Origin of the sequence: Marinovum sp. 2_MG-2023 (assembly GCF_030548265.1) — a bacterium.
Lineage (GTDB): Bacteria > Pseudomonadota > Alphaproteobacteria > Rhodobacterales > Rhodobacteraceae > Marinovum.
In genome coordinates, this window is record NZ_JAUOSD010000023.1 from 31,184 (window position 1) to 54,559 (window position 23,376).

22 protein-coding genes are annotated in these 23,376 nt (G+C 58.4%); 16 read left to right on the forward strand and 6 right to left on the reverse strand.

All coding sequences use genetic code 11. The features are described 5' to 3' along the window. Positions 1 to 2 precede the first annotated feature (2 nt). The 3 genes from Q4577_RS19490 to Q4577_RS19500 form a co-directional block, all read right to left on the reverse strand. On the reverse strand, positions 3 to 716 hold the full coding sequence (locus Q4577_RS19490) for an ABC transporter ATP-binding protein (RefSeq protein ID WP_303472065.1): 714 nt from the start codon (positions 714 to 716) through the stop codon (positions 3 to 5). Between the two features lie 78 nt (positions 717 to 794). After that, a complete protein-coding gene (locus Q4577_RS19495) occupies positions 795 to 1,571 on the reverse strand; it encodes an ABC transporter ATP-binding protein (protein WP_244686700.1) in 777 nt (258 codons plus the stop codon). A 97-nt stretch (positions 1,572 to 1,668) separates the two neighbouring features. After that, a complete protein-coding gene (locus Q4577_RS19500; RefSeq protein WP_303472062.1) occupies positions 1,669 to 2,865 on the reverse strand; it encodes an ABC transporter substrate-binding protein in 1,197 nt (398 codons plus the stop codon). 172 nt (positions 2,866 to 3,037) lie between these two features. Here Q4577_RS19500 and Q4577_RS19505 point away from each other — a divergent pair, with 172 nt between their 5' ends. Both Q4577_RS19505 and Q4577_RS19510 read left to right on the forward strand, forming a co-directional pair. Continuing rightward, positions 3,038 to 4,129 (forward strand): PQQ-dependent sugar dehydrogenase, encoded by a 1,092-nt coding sequence (locus Q4577_RS19505; protein ID WP_303472060.1) that lies wholly within the window; start codon positions 3,038 to 3,040, stop codon positions 4,127 to 4,129. An 81-nt stretch (positions 4,130 to 4,210) separates the two neighbouring features. Then, positions 4,211 to 4,630: a hypothetical protein gene (locus Q4577_RS19510; protein WP_303472058.1), complete on the forward strand. Its 420-nt coding sequence runs from the start codon at positions 4,211 to 4,213 to the stop codon at positions 4,628 to 4,630. 33 nt (positions 4,631 to 4,663) lie between these two features. Here the strand turns inward: Q4577_RS19510 and Q4577_RS19515 are convergent, their stop codons facing one another. Next, positions 4,664 to 5,662: a GlxA family transcriptional regulator gene (locus tag Q4577_RS19515; protein ID WP_303472056.1), complete on the reverse strand. Its 999-nt coding sequence runs from the start codon at positions 5,660 to 5,662 to the stop codon at positions 4,664 to 4,666. A 205-nt stretch (positions 5,663 to 5,867) separates the two neighbouring features. On the opposite strand from Q4577_RS19515, the gene Q4577_RS19520 reads away from it, so the two are divergent. After that, complete coding sequence (locus Q4577_RS19520) at positions 5,868 to 7,238, forward strand: class II 3-deoxy-7-phosphoheptulonate synthase (protein WP_303472054.1); 1,371 nt, start codon at positions 5,868 to 5,870, stop codon at positions 7,236 to 7,238. Between the two features lie 121 nt (positions 7,239 to 7,359). On the opposite strand, the gene Q4577_RS19525 is transcribed toward Q4577_RS19520, so the two are convergent. Further along, positions 7,360 to 8,127: a PAS domain-containing protein gene (locus Q4577_RS19525; RefSeq protein WP_303472052.1), complete on the reverse strand. Its 768-nt coding sequence runs from the start codon at positions 8,125 to 8,127 to the stop codon at positions 7,360 to 7,362. Positions 8,128 to 8,468: 341 nt separating this feature from the next. Between Q4577_RS19525 and Q4577_RS19530 the strand changes: the two genes are divergently transcribed. The 13 genes from Q4577_RS19530 to Q4577_RS19590 all read left to right on the forward strand — a co-directional run bounded on the left by Q4577_RS19530 (position 8,469) and on the right by Q4577_RS19590 (position 21,280). Further along, on the forward strand, positions 8,469 to 9,359 hold the full coding sequence (locus Q4577_RS19530) for a YicC/YloC family endoribonuclease (protein WP_303472050.1): 891 nt from the start codon (positions 8,469 to 8,471) through the stop codon (positions 9,357 to 9,359). Positions 9,360 to 9,362: 3 nt separating this feature from the next. Beyond that, entirely contained in the window at positions 9,363 to 10,010 is a 648-nt protein-coding gene (gmk, locus tag Q4577_RS19535) for a guanylate kinase (RefSeq protein ID WP_244686688.1), read from the forward strand. Further along, positions 10,007 to 10,528: a gamma carbonic anhydrase family protein gene (locus Q4577_RS19540; RefSeq protein WP_303472047.1), complete on the forward strand. Its 522-nt coding sequence runs from the start codon at positions 10,007 to 10,009 to the stop codon at positions 10,526 to 10,528. The genes gmk and Q4577_RS19540 overlap by 4 nt, the downstream gene beginning before the upstream one ends. Positions 10,529 to 10,583: 55 nt before the next feature. Continuing rightward, positions 10,584 to 11,771, forward strand: a complete 1,188-nt coding sequence (locus Q4577_RS19545) for a PLP-dependent aspartate aminotransferase family protein (protein WP_303472045.1) — start codon at positions 10,584 to 10,586, stop codon at positions 11,769 to 11,771. Positions 11,772 to 11,774: 3 nt separating this feature from the next. Continuing rightward, positions 11,775 to 12,821, forward strand: coding sequence for a cell wall metabolism sensor histidine kinase WalK (locus Q4577_RS19550; protein WP_303472043.1), 1,047 nt, complete (start codon positions 11,775 to 11,777; stop codon positions 12,819 to 12,821). A gap of 394 nt (positions 12,822 to 13,215) precedes the next feature. Continuing rightward, positions 13,216 to 14,256, forward strand: a complete 1,041-nt coding sequence (locus Q4577_RS19555; RefSeq protein ID WP_303472041.1) for a substrate-binding domain-containing protein — start codon at positions 13,216 to 13,218, stop codon at positions 14,254 to 14,256. A 90-nt stretch (positions 14,257 to 14,346) separates the two neighbouring features. After that, complete coding sequence (gene pstC / locus Q4577_RS19560; protein WP_303472039.1) at positions 14,347 to 15,819, forward strand: phosphate ABC transporter permease subunit PstC; 1,473 nt, start codon at positions 14,347 to 14,349, stop codon at positions 15,817 to 15,819. Then, positions 15,816 to 17,156: a phosphate ABC transporter permease PstA gene (gene pstA, locus Q4577_RS19565; RefSeq protein ID WP_303472037.1), complete on the forward strand. Its 1,341-nt coding sequence runs from the start codon at positions 15,816 to 15,818 to the stop codon at positions 17,154 to 17,156. Before pstC ends, pstA begins: the two co-directional genes overlap by 4 nt. A 24-nt stretch (positions 17,157 to 17,180) precedes the next feature. Next, complete coding sequence (pstB, locus tag Q4577_RS19570) at positions 17,181 to 17,981, forward strand: phosphate ABC transporter ATP-binding protein PstB (RefSeq protein ID WP_244686679.1); 801 nt, start codon at positions 17,181 to 17,183, stop codon at positions 17,979 to 17,981. Positions 17,982 to 17,991: 10 nt separating this feature from the next. Further along, positions 17,992 to 18,711, forward strand: coding sequence for a phosphate signaling complex protein PhoU (gene phoU / locus Q4577_RS19575; RefSeq protein ID WP_244686677.1), 720 nt, complete (start codon positions 17,992 to 17,994; stop codon positions 18,709 to 18,711). Positions 18,712 to 18,714: 3 nt separating this feature from the next. Next, positions 18,715 to 19,404: a phosphate regulon transcriptional regulator PhoB gene (gene phoB / locus Q4577_RS19580; protein ID WP_244686674.1), complete on the forward strand. Its 690-nt coding sequence runs from the start codon at positions 18,715 to 18,717 to the stop codon at positions 19,402 to 19,404. A gap of 165 nt (positions 19,405 to 19,569) precedes the next feature. Further along, positions 19,570 to 20,796, forward strand: a complete 1,227-nt coding sequence (locus Q4577_RS19585; RefSeq protein WP_303472033.1) for an acyl-CoA dehydrogenase — start codon at positions 19,570 to 19,572, stop codon at positions 20,794 to 20,796. Positions 20,797 to 20,848: 52 nt separating this feature from the next. Next, positions 20,849 to 21,280 (forward strand): RbsD/FucU family protein, encoded by a 432-nt coding sequence (locus Q4577_RS19590; RefSeq protein ID WP_303472031.1) that lies wholly within the window; start codon positions 20,849 to 20,851, stop codon positions 21,278 to 21,280. A gap of 105 nt (positions 21,281 to 21,385) precedes the next feature. Here the strand turns inward: Q4577_RS19590 and Q4577_RS19595 are convergent, their stop codons facing one another. Then, a complete protein-coding gene (locus tag Q4577_RS19595; protein WP_303472029.1) occupies positions 21,386 to 22,987 on the reverse strand; it encodes a calcium-binding protein in 1,602 nt (533 codons plus the stop codon). Between the last annotated feature and the right edge of the window lie 389 nt (positions 22,988 to 23,376).

Genomic DNA, 23,376 nt, shown 5'->3' on the forward strand with positions numbered 1-23,376 from the left:
CCTCAGCCCCCCAGAAAACTTTGCCGAACCTCAGGATCACCCAAAAGGTCCGTGCCGGTTCCGGTATGGGCATTGGCGCCCTGTACCAGAACATATCCTTTGTCGGCAATCGCCAATGCCTGACGCGCGTTCTGCTCCACCATCAGGATGGAAATCCCGGTGCGGGCCACTTCGATGATACGGTCAAACAATTCATCCATCACAATCGGCGAGACACCCGCTGTCGGCTCATCCAGCATCAGAACCTGGGGCTGGGTCATCAAGGCACGGCCAACAGCGACTTGCTGGCGCTGTCCGCCCGACAATTCGCCTGCGGCCTGCCGCCGCTTGTCCTTCAATATCGGAAACAACTCATAGACCTGTTCGATGGCGTCGCCAAAATCATCGCGCCGGATGAAAGCCCCCATTTCAAGGTTCTCTTCGACGCTCATCGAGGTGAAGATATTATTGGTCTGCGGCACAAACCCCATGCCACGCGCGACCCGGTCCTGGGGCGACAGGGCCGTGATGTCCTGACCATCCAGCCGCACCGCGCCAGAGCGGACATCGAGCATGCCGAATACCGCCTTCATCGCGGTGGATTTGCCCGCGCCATTCGGCCCGACAATTACCGCAATCTCACCCTTGTCCACCGCAATGGTACAATCATGAAGAATGTCCGGCCCCTTGCCATAGCCACCGGTCATTGTGTCGCCAATCAAAAACGGTTCAGACAATCGCTCGCCCCTTCATCTGACCAAAAATATCCCGGGGGGTCTGGGGGGCTGGCCCCCCATTGCGCGACAGATCACCCATCATGCTGGCTCCTTGTTCTTCAAACCGGTGCCAAGATAGGCTTCAATCACATGTTCATCGGCTTTGATGTCTTCTATTGTGCCCTGGGCCAATTTGCGCCCCTCGGCCATGACAATCACCGGATCACACAGACGGGCAATGAAATCCATATCATGCTCGATCACACAAAAGGTATAGCCGCGTTCCTTGTTCAGGCGCAGGATCGCGTCGCCGATGGTGTTCAACAACGTGCGGTTCACCCCGGCGCCGACCTCATCCAGAAACACGATGCGCGCATCGACCATCATCGTGCGGCCCAGTTCCAACAGTTTCTTCTGCCCGCCGGAAATCGCACCGGCCGGATGATCGGCCAGATGGCCAATGGTCAGAAAATCCAGAACCTCATCGGCCTGCGCACGTAATGCGCGTTCCTCTTCGGCAATGCGTTTGCGGCCAAACCAGGTGTTCCATAGAACCTCGCCCGATTGTCCGCCCGGCACCATCATCAAATTCTCGCGGCAGGTCATTGTGGAAAATTCATGTGCGATCTGAAACGTTCGCAACAAACCTTGGGCAAACAATTTATGGGGCGGCAATCCGGTGATGTCGCGGTCTTCCATGAAGACACGGCCCGACGTCGGTTGAAGAACCCCGGCGATCACATTGAAAAGCGTGGTTTTTCCGGCACCATTCGGCCCGACAAGCCCGGTGATCGAGCCTTTTTCAATACTTAATGTCGCGCCGTCCACCGCGTGAAAACCGCCGAAATGTTTGTGTAGATTTTCAACTCGGATCATGACTCGGTCCCTGTGGCGGCCCCTTGGCGGCGCTCGTCTTTTGTAAAAACAGCCCGGCGCTGTGCCGGGCTGTTGATGTTACAAGATGTCGGAAAAATCAGCGATAGCCGATTTCTTCCAGTTTGCCATCTTTCATTTCGACCTCGACGTAGCCGCCGGATGCTTCACCGGGCGCGATCAATTCGACCGAAGACGCACCGACATAGTCGATGTCACCGCCACCGGCGATGATTTCCAGCGCCTTGGCCAGCTCGCCGGCATAGATCTTTTCGCCCGGCGCATTGGCCAGTTCCATCACCTTGGCCGCCGCATCCGCGCCCGTGGTCGATCCCGCCGCTGCCATCGACAGAAGGATCAGCGCCATGGAATCATATCCTTCCTTGGCATAGGCCGATGTGCCGTCGAACCCGGCTGCTTCGGCCATGGCGATATATTCATCACCACGTTCGTTCTGAACGCTGGGGTTCTGTCCGAACGAGCCGTCGATGTCGCTGCCGAATTTTTCTTCCAGCGCAGCGCCGATCATGCCGTCAGGCAGGACAAAGGTGTCAAATGCGCCGGTATCAAGCGCGGCTTGGATCACCCCGGAGCCCCCTTCATCCACATAGCCGATCACCACCAGGGCATCGCCGCCCGCAGAGGCAAGCGAGCCGACCTCAGCCGAATAATCCGCCTTGCCGTCTTCATGGGCCGCCGACAGGGTCACCGACCCGCCGGCCGCTTCAAATGCTTCCTGGAACGACGACGCAAGACCCGAGCCATAGTCGTTGTTGGTATAGGTCAGTGCGACCGAGGAAATGCCGCGATCGCCCAGGATTTCGGCCATAACCTGACCCTGACGGGCGTCGGACGGTGCCATACGGAAGAACAAGCCATTGTCTTCGATGCTCGACAGGCCGGGCGAGGTCGCCGAAGGCGAGATTTGCAACACGCCATTGGGCAGCGCGACATTGGTCAGCACCGCGCCGGTCGCGCCGGAACACATGGCCCCCATGATCGCAACCACACCATCCGAGGTGACAAGCCGTTCTGCCGCCGCCGTGGCCGCCGCAGAATCGGCACAGGTGCCGTCGCCGCGCACCGCCTCAAGCATTTTGCCGTCCAGAATGCCGCCGGCTGCGTTGATCTCGTTCAGCGCCAGTTCCGCGCCGCCTGCCATTGGCGGTGCCAGCGATTCCAGCGGGCCGGTAAAGCCCAGAATCACGCCGATTTTCAATGTCTCGGCATGGCTTGCTGCTTGGGCTGAAACCGCCGCGAGGCTTGTCAAAGCCGTTGCCATCAAAAACTTTTTCATTCCGTCTCTCCCTGATTGGACCTCTGTCCTGACCAAAGCCTATGCCCGGTTTCAAGGAAAGAAAAGCCCGATTGCGGTTGCGTGTTGCGAAGCTGGGGGGATGCGTCATGTCGGGCTGGACCTGGCGGTTTTGCGCACTATCGTCCTCACCTGCGGGGATAGGAGATTTGGAATGTTGCGTCTGGTGTTTAGTGTGATCTGTGCGCTGTTGCCCATGCGGGCGATGGCGTTGGAAACCTCGGCTGGGGATGTTGTCATCACCCCGGTTGTGCAAGGGCTGGACGCGCCTTGGTCGCTTGGGTTCTTGCCCGGCGGTGGTTTGCTGATCACCGAACGCGCCGGGCGGCTCTTGCATGTGTCGCAAAGCGGCGCGGTGACGGATGTGGCCGGTTTGCCCGAGGTGGCGGCCGTGGGGCAGGGCGGATTGCTGGACCTGTTGGTGCCACGTGATTTCGCCAGCAAGGGCGAGGTTTTTCTGTCTTATGCCCAGCCTGACGGCGACGGTGCAGGCACCGCCATCATGCGCGCCACCCTGTCGCCGGACCGTGCAAAGCTGACAGATGTGCGCAGGATTTTCACCATGACTGCGCCGTCCGAAGCTGGGCAGCACTTCGGCTCGCGTCTGGTTGAGGCCAAGGATGGCACGCTGTTTCTGACCATTGGCGACCGGGGCGAACGCCCACTTGCGCAGGATCTGACGCGGCACAACGGCAAGGTGCTGCGCCTGTCCCGTGACGGCGCGCCGGCGGCGGGAAACCCGGATCTGGGCGACGGGGCCTTGCCGGAAATCTGGTCCTATGGTCATCGCAACCCGCAAGGGGCGGCATTGGATCTGGCGGGCAATCTTTGGGTCAACGAACATGGCGCGCGCGGCGGGGATGAGGTCAATCGAATCCGACCAGGCGTGAATTACGGCTGGCCGGTGATCGCCTATGGGCGGCATTATTCCGGTGCAAAGATCGGGGAAGGCACGGAAAAATCCGGCATGGCCCAGCCAGAGCATTATTGGGATCCCTCAATTGCGCCGTCAGGTATGGTGTTTTATTCCGGCGCGCTCTGGCCGGAATGGCGGGGCGACATCTTTGTCGGGTCTTTGAAATTCGACTATATTTCCCGGCTTGATGGTGCGCCACTGGCCGAACGTGAACAGATTCAATCCGACGCCACCCAACGGGTGCGCGACATCCGCGAAGGCCCCGACGGCGCGATTTGGTTTCTCAGCGTTGGACGGGGTGCGGTGATGCGTATGGCGCCCGCGCAGTGATGTGTATGGCGTCGTGCGCAAGGAAGCCACTGGATTTAAAGAACTGTTAAGGCCAAACTCCATAGAAAAGGAGTTTCAATCATGGGTCTTTTGCGGCGATTTCTGGTGTGCATTCTATTGGCAATGACACCGATTCCGGTTCTGGCGGAATCAAGCACCGCGTTTTTTGACAGCTATCTGGCACTGCGGGCGCGGCTGGATCCCCTCATGAAAAACCGCGACATCGCAGAGGTGATGCGCGCGTTTGGAGATGCTTCGGAGGATAGCGCGCTAGAAGACCTGGAACGCCGGGTCCGTAATATTTTTCCGCGCGATTTTCAAGAGGTTGCCCTGATTCGGCGGCAAGACATGGATCACGGGTTTCGCCAGGAATTGATCGCCTATTGGGACGGCGTCAGCTATATTTATGTCTATCTGGTGATACACCAGCGTGATGATGGTCTTGTGACCGTTGTGATGAATTTCAACACGGAATTCGACGATCTGAACAGCAAGTTCTAAAGCAAAGGCCGGGGTTTCCCGGCCTCGCGCTCCTTAGGCCCCCGGCATGCCATGGCTGCCGCGTTCGCGGTAGGGGGTTGTGTCATAATGTGCGCGGTAACATTTGGAAAAATGCGACGGGCTGGCAAACCCACAGGCCAAGGCGACATTGATCACGCTCATATCGGTCTGCATCAACAGATTGCGGGCCTTTTCCAATCGCAGCTCCATATAATACCGTTTTGGCGAGCGGTTAAGATAGCGGCGAAACAGCCGTTCCAATTGGCGGGTCGACATGGCCACTTCTTGCGCCAGAAGCGACGGGCTTATCGGCTCTTCGATATTGGCTTCCATCTTCTGGATCACCTGGCTCAGCTTGGGATGGCGCACCCCGATCCGGGTCGGAACCGACAACCGCTGGGTGTCCTGATCGGTGCGGATCGCGGAATAGATCATCTGATCCGCTACCGCATTGGCCAGTTCCGAACCGTGGTCATCGGCCAGGACCTTGAGCATCATGTCAATCGAACTGGTGCCGCCGGCGGTGGTGATCCGATTGCCATCAATGGCGAACACGGCCTTGGTCAGAGAGATGTTTTCAAATTCCTCGGTGAAACTGTCGTGGTTTTCCCAATGAATGGTGGCGCGCCGCCCGTCCAGAAGACCCGCCCGCGCCAAAGTGTAACTGCCGGTGCAGAGCCCGCCGGTCTTCAGCCCCTTGCGGGATTCGCGCCGCAACCAGTTCAACAGCCGTTTGGTGGTGGCGTGCTGGATTTCCATGCCGCCACAGATCATGATGACATCGTCACGCTTCAATTCTTCGAGGTCGCCCTGCAGGCGGAAATCCGTTCCCGCCGAACAGGTGCGGATGCCGCCGCCTTCGCCAATGATGAACCAATCATAGAGCTGCATCCCCGACATCCGGTTGGCAATCCGCAGACATTCCAGAGCTGCCGCAAACGGCAGAAGCGAGAAATTTTCCAGCAACACAAACACAAACCGCCTTGGTTTGACCGAAGTGGCCGGTTGACTGTCTGTGGTGTCTGGAATCATTGGCGCGGACCCTTTGGCTGGATGTCGCTTTTCGACCGGCATGTCGCAAATCAATCGCGTCGCACCAATTGGCCCCAGCTGATTGCCCGCGTCAAGCACAAGGTCGGACAAGAGCAAAATCGCGTATGGCCACTGAGGGCGGGTCTTTGTATAAGCCCCCGATCATAGTCTTTGACTGATACCGCTAACCACCGGAGATAAAGAGATGAGCGAGTGGCAAAAATCTGACTGGCGCAACAAGCCCCGGGTCCAGATGCCCGAATATACCGATACAGCCGCGCTGAATGCTGCCGAGGCACAGCTGGCCAAGTATCCGCCGCTTGTCTTTGCTGGTGAGGCCCGGACATTGAAGGCCAAACTGGGCGCGGCATCACGCGGCGAGGCGTTCTTGCTGCAAGGTGGCGATTGCGCCGAAAGCTTTGACCAGTTCAGCGCCGATGGCATCCGTGACACGTTCAAGGTGATGTTGCAGATGGCGATGGTGTTGACCTTTGGTGCCAAGGTGCCCGTGGTCAAGGTGGGCCGCATGGCCGGCCAATTCGCCAAACCACGCAGCGCCCCGACCGAGGTCAAGGATGGCCAGGAGCTGCCAAGCTATCGCGGTGACATCATCAACGATCTGGCGTTCACGCCCGGGTCGCGCATTCCCGATCCGCAGAAGATGTTGCAGGCCTATACCCAATCGGCGGCGACGCTGAACCTGTTGCGGGCGTTTTCGACCGGCGGCTATGCCGATGTGAACCAGGTCCATCAGTGGATTTTGGGCTTCACCGATCGGGATGAATCCGAGAAATACCGCGAAATGGCCGGGCGGATCACCGATGCGCTTGATTTCATGCGCGCGGCCGGGGTGAACGGCGAAAGCAGCCATGCGCTGCACACCGTCAGCTTCTACACCAGCCACGAGAGCCTGTTGCTGGAATATGAAGAGGCGCTGACGCGTCTGGATTCGACCTCTGGCAAATGGCTGGGCGGGTCTGGCCACATGCTTTGGATCGGTGACCGCACCCGTCAGCCTGATGGCGCGCATGTGGAATTCGCCCGCGGCGTGATGAACCCGATCGGGCTCAAATGCGGCCCGACCACCAGCGCCGAAGACCTCAAGGTGCTGATGGAACGGTTGAACCCGGAAAACGAAGCCGGCCGTCTGACCCTGATTGCCCGTTTTGGTGCCGGTAGCGTGGGCGACCACCTGCCGCGCCTGATCAAGGCCGTACAGGAAGAAGGCGCCAATGTCGTGTGGTCCTGTGATCCGATGCATGGCAACACAATCAAATCGGCCACCGGGTACAAAACCCGGCCGTTTGACTCGGTCCTGCGTGAGGTGCGCGAATTCTTTGCCATCCACAACGCCGAGGGCACAATTCCCGGCGGTGTGCATTTCGAAATGACCGGCCAGGATGTCACCGAATGTACCGGTGGCGTGCGGGCGGTGACCGACGAAGATCTGAGCGACCGGTATCACACCGCCTGTGATCCCCGCCTCAATGCCTCGCAGTCGCTGGAACTTGCGTTCCTGGTGGCAGAGGAACTGGTCGCGCGGCGTGCGCCGGGCACATCCAGCGTCGCGGTGTAATACCCCGGCAAGGCCGGTTTTTGCTGGCCGGATGCCTGACATAGAAAAAGCCCCGGTTTAACGGCCGGGGCTTATTTATGTGACCTGACAGCGACTTGGATGACGTTGCTATTGTTTGACCTCAGTCTGCGTTATTCGCAACCAGCCGCAAATAGGGCACCGGTCCGTCCTTGAACTGCGGTTCCTGTCTGGGGGACTGCGATGCCGGATCTCGACGCGTGCCGTCGATGTGGGCAAAGCCCGGCGCCGGATCACCAAATCCCAATTTGCGTGGCGCAGGTTTTGGGGCGGCGGCCATGCGCGCATCGGAAGTCACCATCGGGGTCACATCGACCTGAACGATTTCGAACCGGCGCGGCGCACGACCAACCGGGCCGTCGGTCACAAAACAGCCCAGAATGCGGCTGACATCGCCAAAATCATCGGCCAAAGGCAGCAGCGTCATGCGCCCGTTCAATGCAGGCTTGCCCAGACGTTTTTCCGCCAGAAGCGTGATTTCGACGCGCGCCGGGGTGTCGAACACCGCTTGCACCGCATGCGACAGCCGCTCGCGCGACACCGGAACCGTCATCGCCGACAGTGGCATACCGCGCACTTCCATCCCCATCAGATCACACAACAATCTGCCACCAATGCGCAGACGGGCGTGGGTGGGCGCGATACGTTCCGCGATAAAGGCGTTTTCCAGCGCGTTTTCGATGCCGCGCGGATCAATTTCCGACCGGGGCGGCACATTGCGGCCATTGCGCATCGCCTCCCAATAGGTGTCGACCGTCCTGAGGGGCCGGATCCAACTGGCCCGCAGCTTGTCACTTAGTGGGACAACATCGGTTGCGGCGGCAGGTTGCAAAGCATTGTTTAATTCTTCCTTATAATCACGCGGCGACATCATTTAATCCTCAACAATTGCCCGTCCCATTGTTTTGTGCGAAATTTCAGTGCGTTCTGGGGCTTTGGCCAGAGTTAATTTGGCGTTACAATGGTTACTCAATTCCTAACATCGCATGATTTCATCGAATTTTGTGGATTTTCAGAACGTTTGGTTAACTTCGATACGGCATAGGCCCCGACCGAAATTTGCCGCATCGCGTCTGGGCCGGGCCGTGACGCGCGGTGTCGGGACCGGGGAAACCCTTTGCGAAGTGCAAATGAAGTGTTACTTCGGTATGTGACCGCTATATATTGCGGTGCGAAGCGCAGAGTTGCCGCAATTTTGTAATGAGGGACGTGATGTTGCAATCAATGACCGGATTCGCCTCGGGGCAGGGCGAGGCAGACGGATTTTCCTGGGTTTGGGAGATTCGCAGCGTGAATGCCAAGGGGCTGGATCTTCGCTTGCGCGTGCCGGACTGGATCGAGGGGCTGGAGGCCGAATTGCGCAAGATTGCCGCCGCCCAGTTGCGGCGGGGCAATGTGACGATCAATCTTCGGCTGACCCGTGCAGAGGGCGGCAGCGGCCAGAAATTGAATGCGGCGCATCTGGATACGGTGCTCGACGCGCTGGCGGAAATCGAACATCAGGCAATGGCGCGCGGCGTATCGCTTGGCCCGTCGACCTCGACCGGGATCATCGCGTTGCGCGGGATCCTGGAACAAGAGGAAACCCCAACCGATTCCGCCGCGCTGAGGGCCATATTGATCGAAGATTTTCAACCGGTTATGGCATCCTTTTGCGAGATGAGATCACGTGAGGGCAGCGCGCTTTTCACCGTGTTGAACAGCCATCTGGATCAAATCGAAACCTTGGTGACACAGGCGGATACCACCGCCGAGGCCCGCAAGCCCAAAGCCCGCGAAACTCTGAAAACCGCGCTTGCACAGGTTCTGGACGCCGCCGCCGATGTCGACGAGGCCCGCCTGACCCAGGAATTGGCGCTTTTGGCCATCAAGTCGGATATTACCGAAGAAATCAAACGGTTACAGGCGCATGTGAATGCCGCAAGGGAGCAGCTGACGCGACAGGAAAGCGTCGGGCGCAAGATGGATTTCCTGATGCAGGAGTTCAACCGAGAGGCAAATACCCTGTGTTCGAAATCCGGCGACAGCGATTTGACGTCGGTAGGGCTGGACCTTAAGGCCGTGATAGACCAAATGCGTGAGCAAGTTCAAAACGTGGAGTGAATAATGTCCAACACCCAGCGTCGTGGCCTGCTTGTCATCCTGTCGTCGCCCTCTGGCGCCGGCAAATCCACCCTGGCCAAACGGTTGCGGGCCTGGGACAGCAGCATTGTGTTTTCCGTCTCGGCCACCACCCGGACACCGCGCCCCGGTGAGATTGACGGCGTCGACTATCACTTTGTAACGGAACAGAATTTCCGCACCGATGTGGCAGAAGGCGGCATGTTGGAACATGCGCATGTCTTTGGCAATTTCTACGGCTCGCCCAAAAGTGCGGTCCAGGACGCCATCAATGCCGGCAAGGATGTGTTGTTTGACATCGACTGGCAGGGTGCCCAGCAGATCCGCAATTCGGATTTGGGCCAGCACACGCTGTCGATCTTTTTGCTGCCACCGTCGATCCCGGAGCTGCGCCGCCGTCTGGAACAACGGGCCCAGGACAGTGACGAGGTGATTTCCAAGCGGATGCAGAAAAGCTGGGACGAGATAAGCCATTGGGACGGCTATGATTTTGTTTTGGTGAACGATGATCTGGACACCACGGAACGCAACCTGAAAACCATCATCGACGCCACCCGCCTGCGCCGGTCGCAGCAACCGGAATTGACCGAACATGTTCGCAAGCTTCAGGCAGAATTCGGAGAACTTTCATGACCTTGTATGCGTTGGATGATGTGGTGCCGCAATTGGCGGCGGATTGCTGGGTTGCACCGGATGCCAATTTGATTGGCCGTGTCGCGGTTGAAGACGGCGCATCGGTCTGGTTTGGCTGCACCTTGCGCGGCGACAACGAGGAAATTCGCGTTGGCCGTGGCAGCAATGTGCAGGAAAACACCGTGTGCCATACGGATATCGGTTATCCGCTGACCATTGGTGCGGGCTGTACCATTGGCCACAAGGTGATGTTGCACGGGTGCAGTATCGGCGACAACAGCCTGATCGGTATGGGGGCGATTGTGTTGAATGGCGCAAAGATCGGCAAGAATTGCCTGATCGGCGCCGGCGCGCTGATCACCGAAGGCAAGGAAATCCCCGACGGCAGTTTGGTCATGGGGGCACCCGGCAAAGTCGTGCGCCAGCTGGACGAAGCCGCAATCGAAGGTTTGCGCAAGTCCGCCATCGGCTATCAAAACAACATGCGCCGATTTCGCGCGGGTCTGAAACCTGTCTGACCGCCTGCGGAAATCATCCGAGACCAATTTGCCACTGATCTGAAGGACCCCTGATATGCGCCTGCGCAATGACAAGGGCACGCTGATGCGGCCCGATCTGCCCACCACCGGTGTCAGCCGTCCGGTGGTCACGCCGCTTTCGCCTTCGGTTGTTTATGCCTCTGACACGCCTGATATGCTGGACAGCCAATATGCCGGTCTGGCCGAGGGGTTCACCTATGCCCGCGAAGGTCATCCCAATGCTGATGTTCTGGCGCGCCGGATTGCAGCGATGGAGGGTGTCGATCAGGGGATCGTGGTCGGGTCGGGCATGGCGGCGGTTACGGCGGTGCTGCTTGGGCTTTGCAAGGCGGGTGATCATGTGCTGGGCAGTGATCAGCTCTACGGTCGGTCGCTGCGCATGATGCGCGAAGACCTGCCGCGGTTTGGCATTGCTGCCGATCTGGCGGATGCGACGGATATCGAGGCCTTTCGCGCGGCTGTGCGGCCCAACACCCGGATGATCCTGATCGAAGTGGTGTCCAACCCGACGTTGCGGGTGGCCGACATGATTGGCATCGCGGCATTGGCCAAAGAGACTGGCGCGATCCTGGTGGTTGACAATACCTTTACCACGCCCAGCGGGTTTCTGCCGTTTGATCACGGCGCGGATGTGGTGTTGCATTCGGTTACCAAGCTGTTGGCGGGGCATGCCGATGTGACATTGGGCTGGGCGGCGGCGCGCGACCCGGACCATCAAAAGGCGATCTACGACTTTGCCGTCACCACCGGCCTGACTGCATCGCCGTTTGATTGCTGGCTGGCAGAACGTGGGCTTTTCACCTTTGACCTGCGGTTTGATCGTGCGCAGCGCACCGCAGCGACGCTGGCGGATGCGCTGGCGGATATGGCGGGGGTGCGGCGGGTGATCTATCCGATGCGGGCGGATCACCCGGAAAACGCGCGGGCCAATCTGATCCTGCGCGGCGGCTGCAACATGGTGTCGTTCGAGATTGCAGGCGGGCGCGCCCAGGCCAATGCGCTGACCGAAGCGGCGCGAGGCATTGCCTTTGCCCCGACCCTTGGCGATGTCGGCACGACCCTGTCGCACCCGGCCTCGTCCTCGCATCGTGCCTTGACGCCAGAGGCACGCGCCGCGATGGGCATGACCGAAGGCTTCTTTCGGGTCTCGGTCGGGCTGGAAGACCCGGAGGCCCTGATCGCGGAATTCGCCCAGGCGACCGCAGCAGCACAGGCGGTCTGAGCCATGCCATACAGCGCGGAAATGTTGCAATCGGTGATCGACGCCTTGCCCCAGGCTCTGGTGGCGATTGGTGCGGATGAACGCATTCGCCATACAAATGAACCTGCGCTGAAACTGGTCGGGCTCAACCCCGAGGGCAAACATTTCATCACCACCCTGCGCCAGCCCGCTTTGCTGGATACGATCGAGGCCACACTGGGCGATCGCAAGACGCGCGAGACCTCGTTTCTGACCCGCGAAGACGGGCAGGATGTGACCTATAACGTGCGCTGCGCCTCGATCCAGATTGGCCCCGAATTCGGGGTTCTTCTGTCCTTTGAGGATGTGACCCATCTGGCGGTGGCCGGACAGATGCGCCGCGATTTTGTCGCCAATGTCAGCCATGAGCTCAAAACCCCGCTGACCGCGCTTTTGGGGTTCATCGAAACCATTCTGCATGGCCCGGCGCATGATGATGCGGTGGCGCGGGATCGGTTTCTGGCGATCATGGAATCCGAAGCCGAGCGGATGAACCGGTTGGTGGGTGATCTTTTGTCCTTGAACCGCGTCGAAGCGACGGAACGCATGCGTCCAACCACGCGCATCGACCTCAAGGCGCTGGTACAATCGGCCCTTGGCGGATTGGCGGGCATGGCGGATGATGTCGGGCTGGAGGTGGTGACGGATCTGCCTGATGACCCGGTTTTTGTCGCCGCAGACGAAGACCAGCTGCGGCAGGTGCTGAACAATCTGATTGAGAACGCGATCAAATACGGCGCAGAAGGCAAACACATCGAAGTGTCGCTGACATCACCGGCCTTTCATCCGCGCATGCGCTGCGACACGGTCGAACTTGTGGTGCGCGATCACGGGGCGGGGTTTGACCCGGTGCATATCCCGCGGCTGACGGAACGGTTCTACCGGGTCGATAACCACCGCTCGCGCGAGATGGGCGGAACCGGTCTGGGGCTGGCCATCGTCAAGCATATCGTCGGCCGGCACCGGGGGCGGATTCAGATTGAGTCGGCTCTGGGGCAGGGATCAACCTTTCGGGTTTTGTTGCCCGTATGAAGTTGACCCAGGGGCAGTCAAGCGTTTGATTCGCAAGAATTTCGCTATGCTTTCCCGTTTGTGACACGTGTTTGACCGGAACCCGCGTGAATTCCGCGCCACACAGCCGTATGACGGGAGTGCGCATGGGGATTGTGAAGTTTTCTTAACAGTTTGTTGCGGTGAGATGTCGCGCGGGGCATCATGGAAAGTATATTATTTTCAGGGTGTTAAACGGCGACATTGAAATTCGACGCGAATTTGTTCGAGAATAATTTCTCTGCGCCCGCCAGTGTCATAAAACCGTTACAAAACCGTCACAAAAGCATAGCTGAACGCCAATAGCAGTGCGCTCAGCGGACGCCACTGCTTTGTTAACCCCGGCGTCCCGTTTTGCGACAACAGGAGCTCTTCCATGAAATTTGTGAAACTGACCGCCTCCACTCTGGCGATCGCTGCCGTTTCCGCCACTGCCGCAGCCGCGCGCGACAACGTACAAGTCGCCGGTTCCTCGACAGTTCTGCCTTATGCCTCGATCGTGGCTGAGCTGTTCGGCGACAACACCGACTTCCCGACACCCGTTGTTGAATCCGGTGGATCGTCCGCTGGTCTCAAGCGCTTCTGCGAAGGCGTTGGCGAAAACACCATCGACGTTGCAAACGCATCGCGCAAAATCCGTGAAAAAGAAATCAAAGCCTGTGCCGAAGCTGGCGTGACCGACATCATGGAAGTGCGCATCGGCTATGACGGCATCGTGTTTGCCTCGCAGCAAACCGGCCCTTCCTTCACCGAGTTCACCCAGTCCGACATCTTCAACGCTCTGGGCGGCACTGTTCTGAAAGACGGCGAGCTGGTCGAAAACCCCTACAACACATGGGCCGAATTCAACGCCGATCTGCCTGACGTTGAAATCGCGGGTTTCATCCCCGGCACCAAGCACGGCACACGTGAAGTGTTCGAAGAAAAAGTTCTGTTGATCGGTTGCGAAGCCACCGGCACAATGGAAGCCATGATCGCCAGCGGCATGTCGGAAGACGATGCAGAAGATGCATGCCTTGACGTGCGTTCGGACGGCAAATCGGTCGACATCGACGGCGACTACACCGAGACCCTGGCGCGCATCGACTCCAACCCGAACGGCGTTGGCATCTTTGGTCTGGCGTTCTACGAGAACAACACAGACAAGCTGAAAGTTGCGACAATGGCCGGCGTTGCACCGTCGACTGAAACCATTTCGACCGGTGAATACCCTGTGTCGCGTCCGCTGTACTTCTACGTGAAGAAAGCGCACATCGGCGTGATCCCCGGCCTGAAAGAATACGCTCAGTTCTTCGTCGCTGACGAAATCGCTGGCGGTTCCGGCCCTCTGGCCAACTATGGCCTGGTTGCTGACCCTGAACTGGCAGCGACACAAGACGCCATCGCCAACGAAGTCACCATGGGCGACAACATGTAATCAAGGCTTCGGCCTGATTGCCGGGGGCGGCGTTTCTGCCGCCCCCATTCCTTTTTGGACATTTATCCGAACAAGACCGAAGGGGGGCACATGCCTTTATTCTGGCTATTCCTGATCGTACTGGCGATCGCTGCTGTCGGCTTTGTGATCGGCCGCGCACGCGCCATGACCAGCGCAGGTGGTGACAGCCGCGATCTGCATTCGTTGCCGTCCTACTATGGTTGGAACGTGGCGCTGAAAGCGGCGGTTCCGGCCTTTGTGGTGCTGGTTGTCTGGCTTCTGGCCCAACCTTTTTACATCAATTCCACGGTTTCAAAGATGCTGCCCGACAGCGCCATTCCCGAAAGCTCGTCTCGCGGGTTGGTGATGGCCGAAGTGCGCCGCGCCGCCAACGGGCTGGATAACGCAGTGGCCCAGGGCGTGATGACCGAGGACTTTGCCCGTAACGCACGTGCTGACATCACCGATGTCACCCAGCGTTTGAAAGATGCGGGTCAGATCGTGACATCGCAGATCACCCAACCGGTGATGCATGCCGCACAGCGGTATCGTGTTCTTTCGCAACAGGGCACAACGGCCATGACAATCGCGGTTGTGGCGATTGCATTGATTGGCATGTTCCTGGGGTTCCGCGAAACAACCGCCGCATTCCGCGCCCGCAATGTGGTCGAGGCCGGTATTCGCGCGCTTTTGGTCGCGGCGGCCTCTATCGCTGTTCTGACCACTTTGGGAATTGTTCTGTCGCTGGTGTTCAACACCATCGAATTCTTCCGTCTTTATCCGGCCTGGGAATTCTTCACCGTGCTGGAATGGGCGCCAAGCTTCTCTGGTCGGGGTGGCTCGTCCGAGCTGGGTGTTCTGCCGCTGCTTTGGGGCACATTCTATATTTCGATCGTGGCGCTTGCCGTGGCCGTGCCTATCGGGTTGTTCGCCGCCATCTATCTCAGCGAATATGCCTCGCCAAAAGTGCGGGCCATTGCCAAACCCATGCTCGAGGTTCTGGCCGGTATTCCGACCATCGTTTATGGTCTCTTCGCGCTTTTGACCGTGGGTCCGCTGCTGCTGAGTGTGTTTGGTGACGATGGTCTGGGCTGGATGCAGGCCGGGACTGCGGTGATGACCGCGGGTCTGGTCATGGGCATCATGCTGATCCCCTTTGTCAGCTCGCTCAGCGATGACATCATCAACTCGGTGCCGCAATCCATGCGCGACGGATCTTATGGTCTGGGCGCGACCAAATCCGAAACCATCAAACAGGTGATCATTCCGGCCGCTCTGCCGGGCATTGTGGGGGCCATCCTTTTGGCCGCATCGCGCGCCATTGGCGAAACCATGATTGTTGTTCTGGGGGCAGGGGCTGCGGCGCGGCTGTCGATGAACCCCTTCGAAGCGATGACCACCGTGACCGCAAAAATCGTCAGCCAGCTGACCGGCGATGCCGATTTTGCCTCGCCCGAGGCGCTGGTCGCCTTTGCGCTGGGCATGACCTTGTTTGTCCTGACACTGGGGCTGAATATCTTCGCGCTTTATATCGTGCGCAAATACCGGGAGCAGTACGAATGACCGACGCAAGCCTGAACACGCCCGGAGCTGGCCCAGCGGCAAAGCCGAAATCCTCGCTGGCTGTTCTGGACGACCGTACCAAACGCCGCAATGCATCCGAGGCCCGTTTCAAGGCCTATGGGCTGGGCGCGATCCTGATTGGCATCTTCTTTCTTGTGGTGCTGGCTGTGTCCATCATCCGCTCGGGCGCACCGGCCTTCAGCCGGACGGTGCTGGATGTGGAATTCAACCTGAGCCAGGAACAGGTCGACGGTGCCGAGAAGGAATTGTTCAAGACCAAGGCCTATGAACAATTGTTCATTGCCAAGCTGGAAGAACAATTGCAGGCCAGCGGCATGCAGGTTGCCTTTGATGCCGGTGCGATTGAACGTATCGTCGGCAAGACCGGCGCCACCATTCGCGAACATTACAAGGCCAATCCCGGCGACATCGGCAAACCTGTCAGCTTTGAGCTGGCGGCCTCGAGCCGGGTTGACGGATACTTCAACGGCCGTGTGACCCGCGAAGCCCTGCAAGACAGCCGGTTCCTGCAATTGAGCGATCTTGACCTTGTGGATGCCCTGCATGATGCCGGGATCATTCGCGGCTCGTTCAACTGGACCTTCATCACCGGCGCAGATTCCGGTGTGGACAACCCCGGTGGTGCCGGGATCGGGGCCTCGGTTGTCGGCTCTTTCTTCATGATGCTGGTGGTCTTGTTCCTGTCCTTGCCGATTGGCGTTGCCGCCTCGATCTATCTTGAGGAATTTGCCAAGCGGAACCGTTTTACCGATCTGATCGAGGTGAATATCTCCAACCTCGCGGCTGTGCCGTCGATCGTTTTCGGTATTCTGGGTCTGGCTGTGTTCATCCAGTTCATGCATCTGCCGCAATCGGCGCCGCTGGTGGGTGGTCTGGTGCTGACACTGATGACCCTGCCGACAATCATCATTTCGACCCGTGCCTCGCTGAATGCGGTGCCGCCGTCGATCCGCGATGCGGCGCTGGGTGTTGGCGCGTCCAAGATGCAGGCGGTGTTCCACCATGTTCTGCCCTTGGCCATGCCGGGCATTCTGACAGGCACCATCATCGGTCTGGCCCAGGCATTGGGTGAAACCGCGCCGCTGTTGCTGATCGGTATGGTTGGTTTTGTGGCGCGCGGCTATCCCGATGGCATCGCCGCCGGCTTTACCGAACCGAACTCGGCCATGCCGGCCCAGATCTATACATGGGCGGCACGCGCCGATGTAAGCTTCTATGAAAAGGCCTGGGGCGGGATTATTGTCCTTCTGGTCTTCCTTTTGACAATGAACATCATCGCCATCATCCTGCGTCGCCGCTTCGAGCGTCGTTGGTAACCGGTCCGGGAAAGGATTAACATCATGTATGACACACCTCGCACCGCGGAGAGTAAAGTGGCCACCAATACGACGAAAATCGCCGCAAAGAAGGTTCAGGTCTATTATGGCGACACCCATGCCATCAAGGATGTGGATGTCGAAATCGAAGACAAGACCGTCACCGCCTTTATCGGCCCATCGGGTTGCGGCAAGTCGACCTTTCTGCGCTGTCTGAACCGGATGAATGACACCATCGACATTTGCCGCGTCGAAGGCGATATCCTGATCGACGGCGAAGACATCTATGACAAAAAGGTCGACCCGGTGCAGTTGCGCGCCAAGGTCGGCATGGTGTTCCAGAAGCCGAACCCATTCCCCAAGTCGATCTATGACAACGTGGCCTATGGTCCGCGCATTCACGGTCTGGCCCAGAACAAGGCAGATCTGGATGAAATCGTGGAAAAATCACTGCGTCGTGGCGCGATCTGGAACGAGGTCAAGGACCGTCTGCACGCCCCCGGCACCGGGCTTTCCGGTGGTCAGCAACAGCGTCTGTGCATTGCCCGCGCTGTCGCAACAGAGCCGGAAGTCCTGTTGATGGATGAACCCTGTTCGGCGCTGGACCCGATTGCCACGGCACAGGTCGAGGAATTGATCGACGAGCTGCGGTCGCAGTATTCGGTGGTGATTGTGACCCACTCGATGCAACAGGCCGCACGCGTCAGCCAGAAAACCGCGTTCTTCCACCTCGGAAATCTGGTGGAATTCGACGACACGCCGAAGATCTTCACCAATCCCGAAGATCCACGCACCGAAAGCTATATCACTGGCCGGATCGGCTAAGGAGAGAACGATGCAAGAGCATATTGTAAGCTCATTCGATCGGGATCTGGAAGGCATTCAGGCCCAGATCATGAAAATGGGCGGTCTGGTCGAACAGGCGATTTTGAACGCGGCGCTGTCGCTGGAAACCCGTGATGACGAGCTGGGCGAAAAGGTCCGTCTGGGTGACAAGGCGATCGACGCGCTGGACGAGGCCATTCACGAAGATGCCGCACAGGTCATCGCGCTGCGCGCGCCGACCGCCGTGGACCTTCGGATTGTCCTGTCGGTGATGAAGATGTCGGCGGATCTGGAGCGGATCGGCGATCTGGCCAAGAACATGGCCAAACGCAATTCGGTTCTGATGCAGCTGACACAGATCGACGGGGCCACCGCCGCATTGCGCCGTATGGCGCGCGAGGTCGAGTTGATGCTGAAAGACGGGCTTGATGCCTATATTCAGCGTGACGCTGCCCTGGCCGCGGATGTGATCCAGCGCGACCGTGACGTCGATCAGATGTATAATGCGACCTTCCGGGAATTCCTGACCTTCATGCTGGAAGATCCGCGCAATATCACATCCTGCATGCACCTGCATTTCATTGCGAAAAACATCGAACGCATGGGCGATCATGTGACATCGATTGCAGAGCAAGTGATCTTTCTGGTCGAGGGCGAATTGCCGGAAGAACGTGTCAAAGGCGACAACACATCTTCTGACAAATCGCTGTCGCCACAGCCGGGAGAATAATGAATGTCGGCGGAACAACCTACTGTCCTTGTGGTCGAAGATGAACCGGCGCAACGCGAAGTCCTGTCTTACAACCTGGAGGCCGAAGGCTTTCGGGTGAGCAAGGCCGAAGACGGCGAACAGGCGCTATTGTTGGCCGAAGAAGATGCGCCGGACATCATCGTTCTGGATTGGATGTTGCCCAATGTTTCGGGCATCGAGGTCTGCCGCCGATTGAAATCCCGCGCAGAAACCCGTGGCGTGCCGGTGATCATGTTGTCGGCGCGCTCGGAAGAGGTGGACCGGGTTCGCGGTCTTGAAACCGGGGCGGACGATTATGTCGTCAAACCCTATTCGGTGGTGGAATTGATGGCCCGTGTGCGGGCGCAATTGCGGCGCACCCGGCCGGCCAGTGTCGGTGAACGTCTGGAATACGAAGACATCATTCTGGACAGTGAAACCCATCGGGTGACACGATCGGAAAACCAGTTGAAACTTGGCCCGACCGAGTTTCGCCTGTTGACCACCTTTATGGAAAAGCCGGGTCGGGTCTGGACACGGGAACAGCTTCTGGACCGGGTCTGGGGGCGCGACATCTATGTCGATACCCGCACCGTTGACGTGCATATCGGGCGTCTGCGCAAGGCGCTGTGCCAGTTTGGTGGCAATGATCCGCTGCGCACGGTGCGCGGCGCGGGATATGCCCTGGGCTGATCTGAACACAACCGATGACGCCCGCAAGGGCGGAAGAGGGCGCTCTTCCAGCCTTTGCGGCTGTCATCGCGGTTGTTCGATTGGAAATTTGATCAAAATGCGGATTTCCTCGGCCATATCTCTGCGTTAGGTTGGCGCCAGCGCAAAAGATATTGGAGCCGCCTCATGTCTTCTTCAGCCCCATCACCGCTCAAACCAAAAGATGCCCCCGATCTGGGACGGCTGGATTGGGCCGATCCCCTGCGTCTGGTGGATCAATTGACCGAAGAAGAGCGGATGGTCGCTGAGGCCGCCCGCGCCTATGCCAGTGAAAAGCTCGCACCGCGGGTGATTGATGCCTTTGAGGCCGAAACCGTCGACCCAAGTGTCTTCGCCGAAATGGGCGAAATGGGATTGTTGGGCACCACCATCCCAGAGGAATATGGCGGGATTGGCGCAGGCTATGTGACCTATGGCCTTGTCGCCCGCGAGATCGAGCGGGTCGACAGCGGCTATCGCAGCATGATGTCGGTGCAATCCAGCCTGGTGATGTATCCGATCTATGCCTATGGCAGCGAAGCGCAGCGACAGAAGTACCTGCCCAAACTCGCCACCGGTGAATGGATCGGCTGTTTCGGATTGACCGAACCGGATGCCGGGTCCGATCCCGGCGGTATGAAAACCCGTGCGGAAAAGATCGACGGCGGCTATCGGCTGACCGGCAGCAAGATGTGGATTTCCAATGCGCCGATTGCGGATGTGTTTGTGGTCTGGGCCAAGTCCGACGCCCATGACGGCAAGATCCGCGGTTTTGTTCTGGACAAGGGCTGCAAGGGGCTGAGCGCGCCGAAGATCGGCAAGAAATTGTCCCTGCGCACCTCGGTCACGGGCGAGATCGTGATGGACGGTGTCGAGGTCGGCGAAGACGCGCTTTTGCCGAATATCCAGGGGCTTAAGGGGCCGTTTGGCTGTCTTAACCGGGCGCGCTATGGCATCGCCTGGGGGGTGATGGGCGCCGCAGAATTCTGTTGGCATGCGGCACGCGAATATGGTCTGGATCGCAAGCAATTCAACAAACCGCTGGCCGGGACACAGCTGTTCCAGAAGAAGCTGGCCGATATGCAGACCGAGATTGCCCTGGGCCTGCAGGCCGCGTTGCGGGTCGGGCGGTTGATGGATGATGCGGCCGCCGCGCCGGAAATGATCAGCCTGATCAAACGCAACAACTGTGGCAAGGCGCTGGATATGGCGCGGATGGCGCGGGACATGCATGGCGGCAACGGGATTTCCGGTGAATTTCAGGTGATCCGCCACATGGTCAATCTGGAAACCGTGAACACCTATGAAGGCACACATGACGTGCATGCGTTGATCCTTGGCCGGGCGCAAACCGGGCTACAGGCGTTTTTCTAGGGCAGGGCGATCGCCAGCCTTCAACCGTATATAACTTAAAGGAATCAATACTATGCTGCGCGGACTTGATCCAATACTGAGCCCCGATCTGATCTATGCATTGCGCGCGATGGGCCATGGCGACACGATTACCATCGCGGATGCCAATTTCCCGGCTGAAAGCAGCGGACCCGAAGTGGTGCGTCTGGATGGGATCAGCGCAACGGATGTCTTGCGCGCGGTGATGAGCGTGATGCCACTGGACACTTATGTCGATGCGCCAGCCCATGTGATGCAGGTGGTCGACGCGCCTGATACAATCCCGGAAGTCGTGAAAGAGTTTCAACAGATCATCAATGACGTGGCCGATGCGCCCGCACAGATCAAGGGACTGGAACGATTTGATTTCTATGACAACGCACGCGAGTCTTTCGTCGTTGTGCAGACCGGCGAAACCCGGCTCTATGGCAATATCATTTTGAAAAAGGGCGTGATTGGCAGCTGAGGCTGAAGGCGCTTTTAACTCAATAGGTTAAATGTCGTTTTCGCAGTTGAACCTGAACAGTGTTTGCCGTTTGGCAATGTCACTGTTCAGGTTTGTCGCGCCAAATCAAAAGATCTCGATGTCAGAGGTCAGACCAGCGGTGCTGTTGACACCATCCAGCGTGATGGAATTTCCACCCCCGAAATCAAACACCACATCGCCGTTTTCCACCGATGCAAAGCGGTTGATCACCTGCGCCTCGGTAAGTCCGCCACCCCAAAGCGCATCATCAAGGTGCAATTCATCGACGCCAACATCATAATCGGTGATCACATCATCTTCGATCCTGTTGCCGAAAAAGACAAACGTATCAGCACCTTGACCGCCGGTTGCAATGTCGTCACCGCCACCGATCCGCAGTTCATCATCACCGCCACCACCCGACAGCGTATCCGCGGCAAAACGGCCAGTTTGATTGTTGTCGATCAGCACATCATTGCCGCTGCCGCCGTCCAACGTGTCCCGGCCGGAACCGCCGTCCAGAATATCGTCACCCATCTGCCCGGCAATCGAGTCATGATTGAACCCACCGCGCATGTGATCATCGCCGCTGCCGCCAAAGAGCAGATCGCTGCCACCACCACCGTACACGGAATCGTCGCCGCCGCCGGCGTGAATTTCATCGTTCCCCGCGCCACCAAAGAGCCGGTCAGCATTGAAGTTCTCGCCAGAAACGTCCCGGATTACATCGTCTCCGGCACCTCCACACACCATATCCCGGCCATGGCCGCTATAGATCGTGTCATCGCCGTTGCCACCAAAGAGCCGATCACCCTGGGTGCCGCCGTACAACAAATCCTTACCACCGCCACCGTGCAGAACGTCGCGATCGTTGCCGCCGCTCAGCGTATCGTTTCCGGTCCCGCCGTTCAGACGATCGTTGCCTGAATCGCCTTCGATACGGTCATGTCCGGTGTTGCCGGAAATTGTGTCGTTGCCCATGCCGCCGGACACTGTGTCGTTACCACTGCCGCCCCAAATCACGTCGTTGCCACCAAGCGCCCGGACAATATCGTCGTTCAAACCCGCCGCGATAAGATCGCCGTCCACGGTACCTTCAACCGCATGATGCAGGTCCATATGGTCGCGATCAATGTCATGAATAACGATACCGCCATCAGGTGCAAATCCGATCGGAACAACGTTTTGCGGATCTACGTAGCGAATGTCGGGCAGGGCGTCGAGGTCGGGCAGCAGCGCCTCTGTAATGAAGTGATGCTCATGTTTGTGTCCATTCGAGCCACCATCGTCATTCATGTCGACCCGCGCGCCTTCGAGTGTGTAGAAGATCTGGCCACCCGTGGGCGTTTCGATCAACAACCAGGGCTGCTCTTCGCTGCCTGCGTCGTTGTGACCTCCATTAAAGGCGACGATACGCACGTTGTTTGGCAAATCGTTAAGATCGAGCAACCGACCCTCGATCCGGATTTCATCGCGGGCCATGTCAAAGTCTTCGATCCGCCCGACAACGACACCGGACACGTTCGAAATGTTGGTGAAATTGAACGTATCGTTGCCGCCACCGGACCGCGCATGATGGCCATGCGAAAATACTGACATCGGCTCAAAATCCAGATTATCCCAATGGTTACGGGTGTTTTCCGGACCATCCCCAAAGGTGTGAATTTGGCTTAGACCTTCGGAAATCGTGAAAGTTCTCGTCGGCATGTCGTTCTCCCAGTAGCGTTTTCAGTCATGCGCTCGGGCAAATCTTGCTGAGCACAGGAACATTGAAACCACGCCGAAAAGTGTTCTGGGTCTGTGCAGAGGTACGGTTAACGGCTCTTTGAGGGCGTATCTCTATACCGCCGTTGGCCGCGTCCTGCGCGGACGAGACAGCGGCCTGTGCTTTAGAGGGGGAACTATGCGAAGGAGACCGGTATTTACCGGGGAGCCGGCATTTTTCGCATGCGGGCTATGGGGTTGGGCATGTTTTCTAACAGGAGTCGGACTTCAGGGTAGCGCACACCAGCTACATTCGCTGTTGCAACCAAGTTGAAATGTCACCGGGTTTGCAAAGCAGAAGTGTCACCGTGGGGCCTGGAAGCAAAGCCTGA

What these genes read in the sequence shown, in the direction of transcription:
- Q4577_RS19495 (WP_244686700.1), bottom strand. Translation starts at nt 1,571, where the DNA reads ATGATCCGAGTTGAAAATCTACACAAACATTTCGGCGGTTTTCACGCG.
- Q4577_RS19500 (WP_303472062.1), bottom strand. Translation starts at nt 2,865, where the DNA reads ATGAAAAAGTTTTTGATGGCAACGGCTTTGACAAGCCTCGCGGCGGTT.
- Q4577_RS19505 (WP_303472060.1), top strand. Translation starts at nt 3,038, where the DNA reads ATGTTGCGTCTGGTGTTTAGTGTGATCTGTGCGCTGTTGCCCATGCGG.
- Q4577_RS19510 (WP_303472058.1), top strand. Translation starts at nt 4,211, where the DNA reads ATGGGTCTTTTGCGGCGATTTCTGGTGTGCATTCTATTGGCAATGACA.
- Q4577_RS19515 (WP_303472056.1), bottom strand. Translation starts at nt 5,662, where the DNA reads ATGATTCCAGACACCACAGACAGTCAACCGGCCACTTCGGTCAAACCA.
- Q4577_RS19520 (WP_303472054.1), top strand. Translation starts at nt 5,868, where the DNA reads ATGAGCGAGTGGCAAAAATCTGACTGGCGCAACAAGCCCCGGGTCCAG.
- Q4577_RS19525 (WP_303472052.1), bottom strand. Translation starts at nt 8,127, where the DNA reads ATGTCGCCGCGTGATTATAAGGAAGAATTAAACAATGCTTTGCAACCT.
- Q4577_RS19530 (WP_303472050.1), top strand. Translation starts at nt 8,469, where the DNA reads ATGTTGCAATCAATGACCGGATTCGCCTCGGGGCAGGGCGAGGCAGAC.
- gmk (WP_244686688.1), top strand. Translation starts at nt 9,363, where the DNA reads ATGTCCAACACCCAGCGTCGTGGCCTGCTTGTCATCCTGTCGTCGCCC.
- Q4577_RS19540 (WP_303472047.1), top strand. Translation starts at nt 10,007, where the DNA reads ATGACCTTGTATGCGTTGGATGATGTGGTGCCGCAATTGGCGGCGGAT.
- Q4577_RS19545 (WP_303472045.1), top strand. Translation starts at nt 10,584, where the DNA reads ATGCGCCTGCGCAATGACAAGGGCACGCTGATGCGGCCCGATCTGCCC.
- Q4577_RS19550 (WP_303472043.1), top strand. Translation starts at nt 11,775, where the DNA reads ATGCCATACAGCGCGGAAATGTTGCAATCGGTGATCGACGCCTTGCCC.
- Q4577_RS19555 (WP_303472041.1), top strand. Translation starts at nt 13,216, where the DNA reads ATGAAATTTGTGAAACTGACCGCCTCCACTCTGGCGATCGCTGCCGTT.
- pstC (WP_303472039.1), top strand. Translation starts at nt 14,347, where the DNA reads ATGCCTTTATTCTGGCTATTCCTGATCGTACTGGCGATCGCTGCTGTC.
- pstA (WP_303472037.1), top strand. Translation starts at nt 15,816, where the DNA reads ATGACCGACGCAAGCCTGAACACGCCCGGAGCTGGCCCAGCGGCAAAG.
- pstB (WP_244686679.1), top strand. Translation starts at nt 17,181, where the DNA reads ATGTATGACACACCTCGCACCGCGGAGAGTAAAGTGGCCACCAATACG.
- phoU (WP_244686677.1), top strand. Translation starts at nt 17,992, where the DNA reads ATGCAAGAGCATATTGTAAGCTCATTCGATCGGGATCTGGAAGGCATT.
- phoB (WP_244686674.1), top strand. Translation starts at nt 18,715, where the DNA reads ATGTCGGCGGAACAACCTACTGTCCTTGTGGTCGAAGATGAACCGGCG.
- Q4577_RS19585 (WP_303472033.1), top strand. Translation starts at nt 19,570, where the DNA reads ATGTCTTCTTCAGCCCCATCACCGCTCAAACCAAAAGATGCCCCCGAT.
- Q4577_RS19590 (WP_303472031.1), top strand. Translation starts at nt 20,849, where the DNA reads ATGCTGCGCGGACTTGATCCAATACTGAGCCCCGATCTGATCTATGCA.
- Q4577_RS19595 (WP_303472029.1), bottom strand. Translation starts at nt 22,987, where the DNA reads ATGCCGACGAGAACTTTCACGATTTCCGAAGGTCTAAGCCAAATTCAC.